The following is a 14,538-nucleotide window of genomic DNA, read 5'->3' as shown; positions in this document are numbered from 1 at the left end:
GGTATGTTGACGTCAACACCAGGAGGTCGGATGCCCCGCGACGAACAGACCATCCGTGACACCACGGCCCTGCCGCGCCGCGTCTCGATGGCGGATGTGGCCCATCTCGCGGGCGTCTCCGGACAGACCGTGTCGCGCGTCGCCAACGACAGCCCGCGCGTGGACCCGGCCACCCGCGACCGCGTGCGCGCGGCGATGGCGCAGCTCGGCTACCGCCCCCACCGGGCTGCGCGGGCTCTGCGTACCGGGCGCACGCAGACGCTGGGGCTCATGGTGTCGACCCTGGCATCGGTCGGCAACTCGCGGATGCTGCAGGCCGTCGCGGATGCCGCCGCCGTCCGCGGCTACGCTCTCGTCGTCGTCACGGTGACCGCCGCCGGCGACCTGCAGGGTGCGTTCGCGCGCCTGCGCGATCAGGAGGTCGACGGCGCCGTCATCCTGAACGAGGCGACCGCGCTCACCGCGGCGACCGAGCTGCCCGACGACATTCCGCTGCTCATCGTGGATGCCGCGGGCAGCGCCGGCCGCCACGCGACGCTGCACACCGACCATGCCGGGGGAGCAGCCGCCGCCGTGCGGCACCTGCTCGAGCTCGGGCATCCCACCGTGCACCACCTCGCCGGGCCGGCCGGCTCCTTCGCCGCGGCGGAGCGGGAGCGCGGCTGGCGCGAGGCGCTGGCCGCGGCATCCGTCCCCGCCCCGCCGGTGCTGCGCGGCGACTGGACCGCGGCTTCCGGCCATATCGCGACGCTCGCCCTGCCGCCCCAGGCCACGGCCCTGTTCGCGGCGAACGATCAGATGGCCCTCGGCGCGCTGCGCGCGCTCGCCGGCGAGGGGCGCGACGTGCCGGGCGCGGTCAGCGTCGTCGGCTTCGACGACATCGCGGATGCCGCCGACTTCCGGCCGCCGCTGACCACCGTGCGGCAGGACTTCGACGCGCTCGGCGAGCGGGCCGTCGAGGCGCTGGTGCACGGCATCGAGTCCGGCGCCCCCGGGGCATCCGACATCCTGCCGACGAGCCTCGTCGTGCGGTCCTCGACGGCCCCCGCCGCACGCTGACCGACCGCCGGGGCATCCAGCCCGCGCCTTGTTCGATGCCAACTTCCACGTGTTGAAACCCACCGAAGTTGGCACCTGAGCACCTGAGCACGGCGGGCGGGGCCTTGCCGCCGCTCGGCTACTCCTCGTGGGGGCCGAGGTGGGCGCAGGGGAGGAAGCGGGCGCGGGGAGCCGTCATCGAGGACAGCTCCAGGACGACCAGCGTGTTGGTGCCGGGGCGCGTGGCCGGGCGGGGGACGAAGAGCGTGCGCTGCGGGCCGTTGGACCAGTAGCGGCCGAGCAGGAACCCGTTGACGAACGCGAAGCCCTTGCCCCAGCCGTCAGTGTCCAGGAACAGGTCGGATGCCGCATCCAGCGCGAACTCGGCGCGCAATCCCACCGGTCCGGAGAACGACGCCTCGCGGACGGGATCGGCGGTCGGCGCCGCTGACACGAGGTCGGCGAAAGCGGCCAGGTCGATGCGGGCGGTCGTCCAGCCCGTCACCGCGGCGCCGTCGAGACGGACGCCGTCGACGAGGCCCTTGCGCTCGCCGATGCGGGGGCCGTAGTTCACGCGTCCCTGCTCTTCGACGAGCAGCTCGATCCGCTCGCCCGCCGGCACCGCCAGCGCCCGCTCGCCGCGGATCCGCGACAGCTCGCCCACCCGCATCCCGTCGACCGACACCCAGGCGTGGTCGCGGACCTCGCCGACCGCGAGCGTCCCGCCGCCCGGCAGATCCGCACGACGGAGCACAGCGCTGTGCAGCAGCAGCCCGCTCGGGATGCCGAGCTCGTCGAAGGTCGGGGGTTCGTCGGTCACCGCGCCCACCGGCACCGCGGCATCCGACACGGTCACCGCGGTGGGCGTGAGCGGCACCGTGAACGCGGGACGCTCGGTGGCCGGCGCCGGCACCTCGTCGGGAACCGGGGCATAGCGCGCGATGACGTCGCGGAACGCCCAGTACTTCTCGGTGGGGTCGCCGGCCTCGTCGAGCGGGGCGTCGTAGTCGTACGACGTCGTGATCGGCAGGTAGCGGCCCTTGTGGTTGGCGCCGTTCGTCAGCCCGGCGTTCGTGCCGCCGTGCACCATGTAGAGGTTCACGGATGCCCCGGCGGCCAGGAGCGCGTCGAGTTCCCGCGCGGAGTCGGCTGCGCTCGTCGTGTGGTGCAGTCCGCCCCACCAGTCGAACCAGCCGTCCCAGAACTCGGAGCACATCAGCGGTCCGGTGCGCTGATGCTCGCGCAGCGTGGCCAGGCGCTCGCCGACGTGTGAGCCGAACGACCCGGTGGCGTGCAGGCCGGGCAGGCTGCCGTCGCGCAGCATCCCGGGCTCGGGCTGGTCGACGGTCGTGAGCGGCACCGTGATGCCGGCATCCCGCGTCGAGTCCATCAGCAGCTCCAGGTAGCGGCTGTCGGACCCGTAGGCCCCGTACTCGTTCTCGATCTGCACGAGGATCACCGGGCCGCCCTGGTCGAGCTGCCGGGGGCGGACGATGTCGTACACGCGTCGCAGATACGCGGTGACCTCGGCGACGTAGCGCGGATCCGAGGTGCGCAGGCACAGTTCGTCGTCGGCGGTGAGCCAGACCGGCAGTCCGCCGTTGTGCCACTCCGCGCAGATGTACGGCCCGGGGCGCACGATCGCGTGCATCCCTTCGGCGGCGACGAGGTCGAGGAACCGGCCGAGGTCGTTCCCGCCCGTCGCATTCCACTCCCCGCGGACCGGCTCGTGCGCGTTCCACGCGACGTAGGTCTCGATCGTGTTGAGGCCCAGCAGCCGCGCCTTGCGGATGCGGTCCGCCCAGTCATCGGGGTGCACGCGGAAGTAGTGCAGGGCGCCGGACAGGATGCGGTGCGGATGCCCGTCCAGCAGGAAGTCGGTCTCGCCGATCGTGAAGGTGCTCACGGATGCCTTCTGTTCGAGGCGGGGGCGGATGCCGGTGCATCCGCCCCCGCAGGATCACTTGTTGACGCTGAAGCCCTGTGCGTTCCCGTACTGGACCAGGGCGTCCTGCCACTTCTGCAGCCCGGCGTTCAGGTCGGTCTTGTTCGCGTAGGACTGACCGACGGTGTCGCCGTAGATGCTGTTGCCGTACACCTGGAACGGCAGGTACTGCCAGCCCGTGACGACGTTCGTGGCCGCCTTGGCGAGGACCTCGTTGATCTTCTGGCCGCCGAAGTACTCGGGCGTGGCGCCGAGGAACTCCGAGGATGCCAGCTGCTTGGTGGTCGACGGGAAGCCGCCCGAGGCGAGGAACGTCGAGATGCTCTCGTCCGAGTTGTTCAGCCACCAGAGGAACCCGGCCGCGAGCTCGGGATTCTTGCTCTGCTTGGTGACCGCCTGGCCGCCGCCGCCGTTCTCGGCGGATGCCGGCTGGCCGTCGTACGTCGGCATCGGGGCGACACGCCAGTCGCCCTTGCCGGCGGGAGCACCCGACTCGAGGTTGCCCGGCATCCAGGCGCCGGTCACGAGGGTCGCGATGCTGCCGTTGCCGAGGCCGGTGAACCACTCGTCGCTCCAGCTGGCGGTGGGGGCGACGAGGCCCTTGGTGGTGAGCTTGTTCCAGGTGTCGGCCCACTTCTTCGAGCCGGCGTCCTGCAGGTTCACGGTGATCTTCGTGCCGTCGGTCGTGAAGGGATGCCCGCCCGCCTGCCAGATCATGCTGGTGGTGAAGCCCGCGTCGCCGATGTCGTTGGTGATGTACTTCTTCGGGTCGGCCGCGTGGAGCTTCTCGGCGTCGGCGATGTACTCGTCCCAGGTGGTCGGCACCGTGAGCTTGTACTTGTCGAACACCGCCTTGTTGTAGAACAGCGCCATCGGGCCGGAGTCCTGCGGGAGGCCGTAGATCTTGCCTCCCGAGGTCACCGAGCCCCACGTCGACGGGGTGTAGTCGGACTTGAGCCCGCTGAAGCCGTACGGCGACAGGTCGGCCAGCGCGTTGCTGAGCTCGAACTGCGGGAAGGCGTAGTACTCGACCTGCACGACGTCGGGAGCGCCGGATCCTGCCTTGATGGCGTTCTGCAGCTTGGTGTACTCGTCGTTGCCGGTGCCGGCGTTGACGAGGTTCACCTTGACCTTCGGATACGCCTTCTCGAACGCGGCGACCTGGGCCTTGGCCGACGGGGTCCACGTCCAGTACGTGATCTCGCCGCCCTTCTCGAGGGCCGCCTTCACGGAGTCCAGGCCGCCGGCGCTCGGGGCCGCGCCGGTGCTGCCGGCGGACGAGCCGGAGCATCCGGCGAGGGTGAGGGCGGCGGCGGTTCCGAGCGCGACGAGCGCCGCGGCGCGTCGGGATGCTCCTGACAGGTGCTTCATTGCTGTGTCCTTTCGCATGACCCGGCCCGCGGATGCGGACCGGCCGGGTGGGGGGTCGTCGGGGGCAGCGCCCGGGTCACTGCTTGACGCTTCCCGCGCTCAGTCCCGACTGCCAGAACCGCTGCAGCAGGAGGAACGCGATGACGATGGGGATGATCGTGAGGAGGGACCCCATGATCACGAGGTTGTAGATCGGCTGGGCGCCGGCGCCCTGCGCCTGCGCGGCCCACTGGTTGAGCCCGACGGTGAGCGGGTACCACTTCGGGTCGCTCAGCATGATGAGCGGCAGGAAGTAGTTGTTCCAGGTGGCGACGACCGTGAACAGCAGCACCGTGACGATGCCGGGAACGAGCAGGCGGATCGAGATCGTGAAGAAGGTGCGGAACTCTCCGGCGCCGTCCATGCGTGCCGCTTCGAGCAGCTCTGTGGGGACGGAGTCGGCCGCGTAGACCCAGATCAGGTACAGCCCGAACGGGCTGATGAGCGAGGGGATGATGACGGCCCACGGCGTGTTCGTGAGCCCCAGCTGGCTGAACAGCAGGAAAGTGGGGACGGCCAGGGCGGTGCCCGGCACGGCGACCGCGCCGAGCACGATCGCGAAGACCGCGCGGCGTCCCGGGAAGCGGTACTTCGCGAGGCCGTAGCCGGCGAGGGTGGCGAGCAGCGTCGCTCCGCCGGCTCCGATCACGACGTACAGCAGCGTGTTGCCGAACCAGCGCAGGAAGATGCCGTCGTCGTAGGTCAGGGTCGACACGAGGTTGTCCCAGAACGCGTTCCTGCCGCTGAACCACAGTCCGAAGCTCGAGAACAGGCCCTGCTGCGTCTTGGTCGAGTTGATGACGAGCCAGGCGAGCGGCACCAGGGTGTACAGGGCGTACAGCACCATGAGCACGAGCAGGATCTTGGAGGATCGCGGGCGGAGCGGGTTCGTGCTGCGACGGCGGGCGTCGCGGATCCCGCGGTCCTGGATGCTGCCGCGGTCGTCGCGGACCAGGGTGGGTGCGGCCATGTCAGCGCACCTCCGCACGAGAGCCGCGCAGCTGCACGACGTAGGCGATGACGGCGGTGACGATGCCCATGATGATCGCGACCGTGGCGGCGTAGTTGAACTGCTGGCCGGCGAACGACAGGTTGTATGCGTACATGTTGGGTGTGTAGAAGGTCGTGATCACGTTGGGGGCGAGCGGACGCAGGATGTTCGGCTCGTTGAACAGCTGGAAGCTGCCGATGATCGAGAAGATCGTGGCGATCACGATCGCGCCGCGCAGCGCGGGGATCTTGATCGAGAAGACGGTGCGCCAGGCGCCCGCGCCGTCGATGGATGCCGCCTCGTACAGCTCGGTGGGGATGGTCTTCAGCGACGAGTAGAAGATCAGCATGTTGTAGCCGACGAACTCCCACGTGACGATGTTGCCGATCGAGACGAGCATCCAGTTCTTGGCGAACGGGGTGATCAGCTCGAAGCCGACGAGCTGGTTGATGTTCGCGGTGAGGCCGAACTGGTCGCCGTAGATGTAGCCCCACATCAGCACCGCGACGACGGCGGGCACCGCGTACGGCAGAAAGAGCGTGATGCGGAAGAAGGACGCCCCGCGCAGCCGCGCGCTGTCGATCCCGAGCGCGGCGCCGAGGGCGAGGATGAGCATGATCGGCACCTGGATCACCAGGAACACGAGGACGCGCCCGAACGCCTCCCAGAACTGCGGGTCGGTGAGCGCCTGCGCGTAGTTCGCGAACCCGACGAAGGCGTTGCCGCCGATGAGCTGCTCACGGAACAGGCTGAGGTAGACGGCGTAGGCGAGCGGGGCCAGGAACACGAGCGCGAACACGATCATGAACGGGCCGACGAACGCCCACCCGCGCCAGTCGCGGCGGTCGCTTCGGCGCATGCCCGGCGCGGGGATGCGGGGTGCTGTGGATGTCGACATCGACGGTGCCTCTGCTTGGTCATGTCTGCGGTGACCCGCGGACTGTTTACGCAAACATACGTGACACCGGGCTACCATGTCAACGTAAACATTGTTCACTCCGACGTGGGAGGACCGGCCGATGACCTCGACCCCATCGCGACGCGAGCCGTCGATCAACGACGTCGCGCGGGAGGCCGGCGTCTCGGCCCAGACCGTCTCGCGCGTCGCGACCGGCAAGGACGTCGTCCGCGCCGAGACCCGCGAGCGCGTCGTCGAGGCGATGCAGCGCCTCGGCTATCGTCCCAACGGCGCGGCACGGGCGCTGAAGTCCGGCAGATTCCGCAACATCGGCGTGATCATGTTCTCGCTGTCCACGTACGGCAACATGCGCACCCTCGAGGCGATCGCCTCGGAGGCGACGACGGCGGGCTACTCGCTGACGCTCATCCCGCTCGACGCCGCGACGCAGTCCAGCGTCTCCGGTGCGTTCGCCCGCCTGAGCGAGCAGGCGGTCGACGGCATCATCATCCTCATCGAGGCGCACCGCCTGAACGAGTCCGACGTGGAGCTGCCGACCGGGATGCCGGTGGTCGTGCTCGACTCGAGCGCCCACTACGACCTGCCCGTCGTCGACACCGACCAGGCCCAGGGTGCGCGCCTGGCCACGGAGCACCTGCTGGGGCTGGGGCACGAGACCGTCTGGCACGTGACCGGCCCGCACGAGTCGTTCTCGGCTCAGCGTCGGCGGGAATCCTGGCGACGGACCCTCATCGAGCACGGGGCCGCGGTGCCGGAGCCGATCACCGGCGACTGGTCGGCGGAGTCCGGACATGCGGCGGGGGAGCGGCTGGCGGCCACGCCCGGGGTGACCGCGGTGTTCGCCGCGAACGACCAGATGGCGCTCGGCGTGCTCCGCGCGCTGCACCAGGCAGGTCGAAGCGTGCCGCACGACATCAGCGTCGTGGGGTTCGACGACATGCCCGAGGCGGCCAGTTTCTGGCCCGCGCTCACCACGGTGCGCCAGCACTTCGACCAGGTCGGCGTCGCCGCCTGGCGATCGCTGCTGGCCAGCATCGAGGGGGAGCGTCCCGGTGCGGTCGGGCTGATCCCGACCGAGCTCGTCGTCCGCGAGAGCAGCGGCCGGGCCCGCTGATCACCTGTTGACAGGCGCTCGACGCGGGCCCTACTCTGACCTCGTTCGCAAATGTTTGCGTAAACATCAATCGAACAGCGCCGCGCGGCGGCGCTGTTCGTCGCGCCCACAGGGATGTGGGTGCCGGGAAGGGACGATGATGAGGTCGACGAGACGACACAGGAATCCGAGCGGCGGGAAGCCGCGGAACGAGGTGATCGGGCGGGCGCCGGTGCGGCGCGTGCTCGGCTGGGTGGCGGGTTGCTCGGTCGCCGTGCTCGGCATGGCCGCCGCCCTGCCGGCGGCGGCAGCGGACACGCCGGTCGCGACCGCCGCGACGACGACGGCATCCGCGAACGGGTTGACCATCACGCCCGATCCGTGGGATGCCTCGGGCCCGTTCCAGGGCTGGGGCACGTCGCTCGCGTGGTTCGCGAACGCGACCGGCAACTATCCGGACGCCCTCAAGAACCAGCTCTACGACCTGCTGTTCGGCCAGGACGGCATGAACCTCACGATCGCGCGGTACAACATCGGCGGCGGCAACGCGACCGACGTGCCCGACTACCTGCGCGCCGGCGGAGCGGTCCCGGGATTCTGGAAGCCCGACGCCACCGGATCGAGCGATCTCTACGGCGGGGCATCCACCACGCTCGCGAACAAGGCGCAGATCCTCGCGAAGTTCGAGCCGACCAACGACGCCTACTACGACTGGAATCAGGATGCCGCCCAGCGCTGGTGGCTCGGCAAGCTGGCCCAGGATCCCGACCTCACCGGGCTCGAGGCGTTCGCGAACTCGGCCCCGTGGTTCATGACCGAATCGGGCTACGTCTCGGGCGGCTTGAACTCGACCGCGCAGCAGCTGTCCACGGCCGCGCAGCAGAAGTACGCCGAGTACCTCGCGACCGTCACGAAGCACCTCGAGCAGCAGTACGGAGTGACCTTCCAGACCGTCGAGCCCCTCAACGAGCCCAACACGAACTACTGGGGCACGACGCTCGTGAACGGCGCGCCGAAGCCCGGCGGGCAGGAGGGCATGCACGTCGGCCCCGCCCAGCAGGCGGCGGTCATCGACGACCTGCACCAGGCGCTGCAGGATGCCGGCTCGGACTCCAAGGTCTCGGCGATGGACGAGACCAACACGTCGCTGTTCGTCACCGACTGGAACTCCTTCCCGACGACCACCCGGGCGGCGGTCGCGCAGATGAACACCCACGCCTACGGCACCTCGGCCCGCCTGCAGGTGCGCGACAACGCGGCCAGCGCCGACAAGCCGCTGTGGATGAGCGAGGTCGAAGGCAGCTGGGCGACCGGATTCAACCCCTCGTCGATGACCAACGCGCTGGGCTTCGCCGGGCAGATCACCGGCGACCTCAACGGGCTGAGGCCCACCGCATGGGTGCTCTGGCAGCCGGTGGAGAACTACTACAACATGCAGGTCACCGAGGGACTGAACTGGGGCGAGGTCTTCGTCGACTTCGACTGCCAGTACTACGACACCGTCACGGACAAGGCTCTGGGCAGCACACCGGCCGCGCCGAACGGCGACCCGGTGGCGTTCCTGTCCGCCAAGCGCGTGGCCGCCAACGGCGGCTCGACGCAGGGGGTCGCGGAGTGCGGCGTCAAGGTGAACAGCAAGTTCAACGTGATGCGCAACTACACGAACTTCATCCGCCCGGGTGACCGGCTGATCCCGACGACGGACTCCGCGTCCACCGCGGCGCTCGGTGAGGACGGCACCTCGGCGACGCTCGTGCACACGAACACCGGCAGCTCCGCGCAGACCGTGACCGTCGACCTGTCGAAGTTCGGCGCGATCGCGGCCGGGGCGACGGCGACGGCGTACCAGACCACCGCTCCCGCCGCCGGATCCGACGGGACCATCGCCGACATCACGGCGACCGGCGTGGTGGCGCAGAAGCCGGTCCCGGTGGATGCGGCATCCCGCTCGGTGACCCTCACGGTGCCGGCGCAGTCGGTGACCACGATCGTCGTGAACGGCGTCTCGGGCACGGCGGCGAACGTCGGGGTGACCGACGGCGGCACGTACCGGCTGCGCGGAGTGCAGTCCGGACTCGCCCTGACGGATGCCTCCGCGGCATCCACCGGCGCCGCCACCACCATCACGACGCCCGCGACCACCGCGGCCGCGGCCACCGCGCAGAAGTGGACCTTCCACCGGGTCGACGACGCGGCGGCGCCCGCCACGAAGCAGTACGTGCTGACCACCCCGAGCGGCGGGGTGCTGGCTGCCACGAGCAGCGGCACGGCGGTGCGCACGGCATCCCTCGCCGACGCGTCGGCCGACCCGAGCTCGCTCTGGGTGCTGCAGACGACGGACGGGAAGACGTACTCGCTCGTGAACAAGGCGCTGGCGCTCGCCCTCGACGTCAACGGACAGTCGACGACGAGCGGCGCCGGCGTGGGCGTCTACGGGTCCAACGGCGGAACGAACCAGGCGTGGTCGATCGACTCGACGATCGCGACCGGTGCCGTGCGGCCGGTGATCGCCACGCCCGTCGGCGTCGCCCCGGTGATGCCGACGACCGTCACGCCCACCTACGCGTGGGGGACCGGGTCACCGGTCGCCGTGGCCTGGCAGCTGCCCGGCAGCGGATGGAAGAAGGCGGGATCGACCACGGTGTCCGGCACCGCGACCGACGTGTTCGGCAACGCCCTGACCGTGTCGGCGACCGTGGTGGTCGGCCCGTACACGGTCAGCGACCCGGCATCGGTCACCGTGACCGCCGGCACCTCGCTCGCAGCCGTCGAGGCGCAGGCGCCGAGCACCGTGCAGGCCCGCATCGGCGACGTGTCCGACGCGACCTTCAGCGCTCCGGTGACGTGGGACTGGAGCGGTGCGACCGACGCCGCGTTCCAGGCGAAGGGTGTTTTCCCGGTGACGGGAACCGTCGCCTCGAACACGTCCGGGGGTGCGCCGGTGGCGGCGCGGCTGAACGTGATCGTGGTGCCGTCCGGCGGGTCGAGCAACCTCTGCGGAGCGAAGTCCCCGGTGTCGGTGACGGCCGGATACACCGAGGGGTCGTACGCGGCATCCCGCACCTGCGACGGAGTCGTGAGCACCTCGAACTACTGGTCGGACTGGCGCAGCAGCGGGATGAGCTCCGACACGCTCACGTACTCGCTCGGCGGCAGCCGCGTCGTCAGCTCGGTGGATGTCACACCCACCGAACGGGCACCGCTGACCGTGACGGTCCAGTACAAGGACGCGAACGGCGCCTGGGTCGACACGTCGGCCGGCGCGGCATCCGGCCTCGCGGTCGACACGACCACGAGCATCCCGTTCACGCCCGTCACCACCACGGCGATCCGCCTGGTCCTCGGGCTGAACTTCTACACGAAGATCTCCGAGGTGGGAGTGAACGAAGTGGTCGGGAAGCCGGCGGACGTCGCGACCCTTGCCGCGCTGCGCGTCGCCAACACCCCGATCGCCGGGTTCGCGGCCGGCAAGACGGCGTACTCGGTCTCCGCCCCGAGCGCCGCGACCCCGGTCGTGGCGGTGCCGACGGATCAGGATGCCACGGTGACCACCACCCGCAGCGGCCGGCAGGTCGTCGTGACGGTCGTCGCCGCCGACGGCGTGACGAGGCAGACCTACACGGTCCAGCTGAATCCCGCCGCGGGCTGACTCGCCGAAACAAGGCGCTGCCGCCGAGACGAGTGCCTCGTGCACTTGTCTCGGCGGCAACGACCTGTTTCGGCGCGGCTACGCGCCCTCGAGGGCGGCGGCGACCACCGCCCGGGCCTCCTCCTGCACCTGCTTCAGGTGGTCGGGGCCGCGCAGGGACTCGGCGTAGAGCTTGTAGACGTCCTCGGTGCCGGAGGGGCGGGCGGCGAACCAGGCGCTCTCGGTCTGCACCTTGAGGCCGCCGATCGCGGCGCCGTTGCCCGGCGCGTTCGTCAGCTTCGCGGTGATCGTCTCGCCGGCCAGTTCGGAGGCCGTCACGGCATCCGGCGACAGCTTGCCGAGCGCCGCCTTCTGCGCGGGCGACGCCGCCGCATCGACCCGCTGGTACGCGGACGCGCCGAACTCCTTCTCGAGCTCGGCGTACCGCTGCGAGGGCGTCTTGCCGGTGACCGCGATGATCTCGGACGCCAGCAGGCACAGCAGGATGCCGTCCTTGTCGGTCGTCCAGACGGTGCCGTCCTTGCGCAGGAAGGATGCCCCGGCCGACTCCTCGCCGCCGAACGCGACCGAGCCGTCGAGGAGTCCCGGCACGAACCACTTGAAGCCGACCGGCACCTCCAGGAGCCGGCGGCCGAGCGATTCGGCGACGCGGTCGATGATCATCGACGAGACGAGGGTCTTGCCGATCGCGGCATCCTGCGGCCAGTCCGGCCGGTGCGAATAGAGGTAGTCGATCGCGACGGCGAGGTAGTGGTTGGGGTTCATCAGCCCGGCGTCGGGGGTGACGATGCCGTGGCGGTCGGCGTCGGCGTCGTTGCCGGTGAGCACGTCGTACTCGCTGCGGCGCGCGACGAGGGATGCCATCGCCGACGGCGACGACGGGTCCATGCGGATCTTCTCGTCCCAGTCGAGCGTCATGAACCGCCACGTCGGGTCGACGTCGGGATTGACGACGGTCAGGTCGAGACCGTACATCTCGCCGATGAGCGCCCAGTACTCGACGGATGCCCCGCCCAGCGGGTCGGCGCCGATGCGCACCCCGGCGTTGCGGATCGCATTGATGTCGATGATTTTCTCGAGGTCGCGCACGTAGCCCTCGCGGAAGTCGTACTCCCCGAGGGCGTCCGCGTCGATGTCGGCGAACCGGGTGCGCTTGACGCCGTCGAGGCCCGCCGCGATCAGCGCGTTCGCGCGGTCGGCGATCCAGCCGGTGGCATCCGTGTCGGCGGGTCCGCCGTGCGGCGGGTTGTACTTGAACCCGCCGTCGCGCGGCGGGTTGTGGCTGGGCGTGACGACGATGCCGTCCGAGCGGCCCGGGTCGTCGGCCGCGCGCCCGCGGTTGTAGGTGAGGATCGCGTGGCTGAGCGCCGGCGTGGGCACCCACGACTCGCGCGAGTCGAGCCGCACGTCGACGCCGTTCGCGACGAGCACCTCGACCGCGGTGCGCTCGGCCGGCAGCGACAGCCCGTGCGTGTCGCGCCCGAGGAACAGGGGACCGGTGATCCCCTGCGATGCGCGGTACTCCACGATCGCCTGCGTCGTGGCGAGGATGTGGTCTTCGTTGAAGCTCGTCGACAGGCTCGAGCCGCGGTGGCCGGACGTGCCGAACGCCACCCGCTGAGCCGCGACCGCAGGATCGGGCTTGCGGTCGTAGTACGCGTTGATGAGCTCGTCGATGTCGATGAGGTCGCTGGCTTCGGCAGGCTGTCCGGCGCGGGTCATGCCCCCAGTCTGCCGCGCGGAGCCGCCGGTGTCAGCCGCCACTGCCGAAGACGCGCAGATGTGCCGGCGATCGCGCCGGCGCCGGCCACGCACGCGAGTCCGCCGATCACACAGCTGATCGCACCGGACGTGAGCCCCGCCACGAGGCCTGCGCGCAGGTCGCCGATGCTGGGGCCGCCCGCGCCCACCAGGAAGTCCAGCGACGACACGCGTCCGCGCAGTTCGTCGGGGGTGGCCGTCTGCACGATCGTGCCTCGGCTGACGACCGTGCACGTGTCGGCGGCGCCGGCGAACACGAGGGCGAGCAGGGCCAGGGGCAGGCTGCCGGCGAGACCGAAAGCCGCGGTCGCGGCGCCCCACGCGGCGCAGGAGATCAGCATGATCCGGCCCTGGCGCGCGGCCGCGGTGATGCGGCCGGAGAACAGCCCGGCGAGGATGCCGCCCAGCCCGATCGCCGGCAGCATGAGCCCGAGGGTGAGCGGCGACCCGCCGAATCGTTCCGCATTGATCACGGGGAAGAGAGCGGCCGGAAGCGCCAGCACCATGGCGCAGACATCCACGAGGAACGCACCCAGGATCACCGGGGTGCGCACCACGAACCGCAGGCCGGCGAGCAGTTCGCCGGCCGGGGTGGCGGCATCCGTCCGTACGCGGGCCGGGGGTCGGTTCGGCAGGGCCCGGATGCCCCACAGGGCTGCGCCGAAGGTCGCGACATCCACCACGAGGCAGGCGCCGACGCCGACGGATGCCACCAGGATGCCGCCGATCGCCGGACCGAGCAGCAGCGCGAACTGGCCGGAGAGCCTCGTGATCGCGAGGCCGGCGGCGAGGTCGGAGCCGGCGAGCAGCATCGGCGGCACGGTCTGCGCCACCGGGGCGGACAGGCTCGACAGGGCGGCGCCGGCGGCGATGACGGCGTAGAGGATCGGGATGCTGTGATGGCCGGTGATCACGAGGGCGGCGGCGACGGCGCTCACGGCCAGCTGGCCCGAGCGCGCCCAGATCAGCAGGGTGCGCCGGTTGCGGGTGTCGGCGAGGTGCCCGCCGATGAGGGCGAACACCACGAGCGGGATCGCCTGGACCACGCCGGTGAGTCCGACCAGGACTGCCGAGCGCGAGACGTCCCAGACGGCGTAGAGCAGCGCGAACGACGTCATGCTGCCGCCGAACCCCGACACTGCGGTGCCGATCCAGTAGTGCCGGAACTCCCGGCTGCGGCGCAGGGGGCCGAGGTCGACGAGGTGGCCGCGCAGGGCCTTCATCGGATCGTCGCGGGATCGGCGTCCAGATGGCGGCGCACGCGATCGGCGAAGGACTCGCGGTCGAGGGCGGCGTCGGCTGCGCGCACGAAGGCCGCAAGCGACTCGGTGAGTTCGGCATCCAGCTCGGCCGCGGCCGCCTCGGTGGCGTACCACTCCGCCCAGAGCAGCGGTGCGAGGCGGGTGCCGGCGTCGGTGAGCGAGACGATGCGTTCGCGGGCATCCGAACCCGGCGCGGTGGTGACGAGGCCTGCGGTGCGCATCGCGGTGACCGACTGGCTCATCGCGGAGTGCGTGACCCCGCAGCGCTCGGCGAGGGAGCGGATCGAGGCATCCCCGTCGGCGAGGAACATGATCGCCATGCTGAACCGCGGATTCACGCCGATGCCGAGCTCGCGGTACAGGTCGACGAGGCTGTCGTTCATGCGCGTCCGAAGGGTCGTGAGGCCCCGCCAGAAATTGGGGAGCTCGTCGACCGAGCGGGGGCGGGAGGTGGGATCAGCAGATGTCAC

General features: G+C 70.6%; 10 protein-coding genes. 3 read left to right on the top strand and 7 right to left on the bottom strand.

Features of this window, described 5'->3' with window-relative positions:
• Positions 1 to 30: 30 nt before the first annotated feature.
• The gene (locus LK09_RS10300) at positions 31 to 1,059 is read left to right on the top strand and encodes a LacI family DNA-binding transcriptional regulator (RefSeq protein ID WP_231563010.1); all 1,029 of its coding nucleotides are present in this window, start codon (positions 31 to 33) and stop codon (positions 1,057 to 1,059) included.
• A gap of 118 nt (positions 1,060 to 1,177) precedes the next feature.
• Here LK09_RS10300 and LK09_RS10295 read toward each other — a convergent pair whose 3' ends face one another.
• From LK09_RS10295 to LK09_RS10280, 4 genes are all read right to left on the bottom strand, one after another.
• On the bottom strand, positions 1,178 to 2,944 hold the full coding sequence (locus LK09_RS10295; RefSeq protein WP_039398891.1) for a glycoside hydrolase family 35 protein: 1,767 nt from the start codon (positions 2,942 to 2,944) through the stop codon (positions 1,178 to 1,180).
• 54 nt (positions 2,945 to 2,998) lie between these two features.
• Positions 2,999 to 4,354, bottom strand: coding sequence for an ABC transporter substrate-binding protein (locus LK09_RS10290; protein WP_039398889.1), 1,356 nt, complete (start codon positions 4,352 to 4,354; stop codon positions 2,999 to 3,001).
• Positions 4,355 to 4,430: 76 nt separating this feature from the next.
• Entirely contained in the window at positions 4,431 to 5,363 is a 933-nt protein-coding gene (locus LK09_RS10285; protein ID WP_082008186.1) for a carbohydrate ABC transporter permease, read from the bottom strand.
• 1 nt (position 5,364) lies between these two features.
• Positions 5,365 to 6,282 (bottom strand): carbohydrate ABC transporter permease, encoded by a 918-nt coding sequence (locus tag LK09_RS10280; RefSeq protein WP_039398887.1) that lies wholly within the window; start codon positions 6,280 to 6,282, stop codon positions 5,365 to 5,367.
• Between the two features lie 121 nt (positions 6,283 to 6,403).
• Between LK09_RS10280 and LK09_RS10275 the strand changes: the two genes are divergently transcribed.
• Both LK09_RS10275 and LK09_RS10265 read left to right on the top strand, forming a co-directional pair.
• Positions 6,404 to 7,417: a LacI family DNA-binding transcriptional regulator gene (locus LK09_RS10275; protein ID WP_039398885.1), complete on the top strand. Its 1,014-nt coding sequence runs from the start codon at positions 6,404 to 6,406 to the stop codon at positions 7,415 to 7,417.
• A gap of 193 nt (positions 7,418 to 7,610) precedes the next feature.
• Positions 7,611 to 11,045, top strand: coding sequence for an RICIN domain-containing protein (locus tag LK09_RS10265; RefSeq protein WP_156138722.1), 3,435 nt, complete (start codon positions 7,611 to 7,613; stop codon positions 11,043 to 11,045).
• Between the two features lie 78 nt (positions 11,046 to 11,123).
• Here the strand turns inward: LK09_RS10265 and pgm are convergent, their stop codons facing one another.
• The 3 genes from pgm to LK09_RS10250 are packed head-to-tail and all read right to left on the bottom strand — an operon-like array spanning position 11,124 to position 14,538.
• Positions 11,124 to 12,767, bottom strand: a complete 1,644-nt coding sequence (pgm, locus tag LK09_RS10260) for a phosphoglucomutase (alpha-D-glucose-1,6-bisphosphate-dependent) (protein WP_039398992.1) — start codon at positions 12,765 to 12,767, stop codon at positions 11,124 to 11,126.
• Complete coding sequence (locus LK09_RS10255; protein ID WP_039398879.1) at positions 12,764 to 14,029, bottom strand: MFS transporter; 1,266 nt, start codon at positions 14,027 to 14,029, stop codon at positions 12,764 to 12,766. The genes pgm and LK09_RS10255 overlap by 4 nt, the downstream gene beginning before the upstream one ends.
• A complete protein-coding gene (locus tag LK09_RS10250; protein WP_039398877.1) occupies positions 14,026 to 14,538 on the bottom strand; it encodes a winged helix-turn-helix domain-containing protein in 513 nt (170 codons plus the stop codon). The genes LK09_RS10255 and LK09_RS10250 overlap by 4 nt, the downstream gene beginning before the upstream one ends.

The organism is Microbacterium mangrovi (assembly GCF_000802305.1).
In the GTDB taxonomy this organism is placed as follows: domain Bacteria; phylum Actinomycetota; class Actinomycetes; order Actinomycetales; family Microbacteriaceae; genus Microbacterium; species Microbacterium mangrovi.
The sequence above is the reverse complement of the archived record's forward strand: the minus strand, read 5'-3'. Positions and strand labels throughout refer to the sequence as shown.

What these genes read in the sequence shown, in the direction of transcription:
- LK09_RS10300 (WP_231563010.1), top strand. Translation starts at nt 31, where the DNA reads ATGCCCCGCGACGAACAGACCATCCGTGACACCACGGCCCTGCCGCGC.
- LK09_RS10290 (WP_039398889.1), bottom strand. Translation starts at nt 4,354, where the DNA reads ATGAAGCACCTGTCAGGAGCATCCCGACGCGCCGCGGCGCTCGTCGCG.
- LK09_RS10285 (WP_082008186.1), bottom strand. Translation starts at nt 5,363, where the DNA reads ATGGCCGCACCCACCCTGGTCCGCGACGACCGCGGCAGCATCCAGGAC.
- LK09_RS10280 (WP_039398887.1), bottom strand. Translation starts at nt 6,282, where the DNA reads ATGTCGACATCCACAGCACCCCGCATCCCCGCGCCGGGCATGCGCCGA.
- LK09_RS10275 (WP_039398885.1), top strand. Translation starts at nt 6,404, where the DNA reads ATGACCTCGACCCCATCGCGACGCGAGCCGTCGATCAACGACGTCGCG.
- pgm (WP_039398992.1), bottom strand. Translation starts at nt 12,767, where the DNA reads ATGACCCGCGCCGGACAGCCTGCCGAAGCCAGCGACCTCATCGACATC.
- LK09_RS10255 (WP_039398879.1), bottom strand. Translation starts at nt 14,029, where the DNA reads ATGAAGGCCCTGCGCGGCCACCTCGTCGACCTCGGCCCCCTGCGCCGC.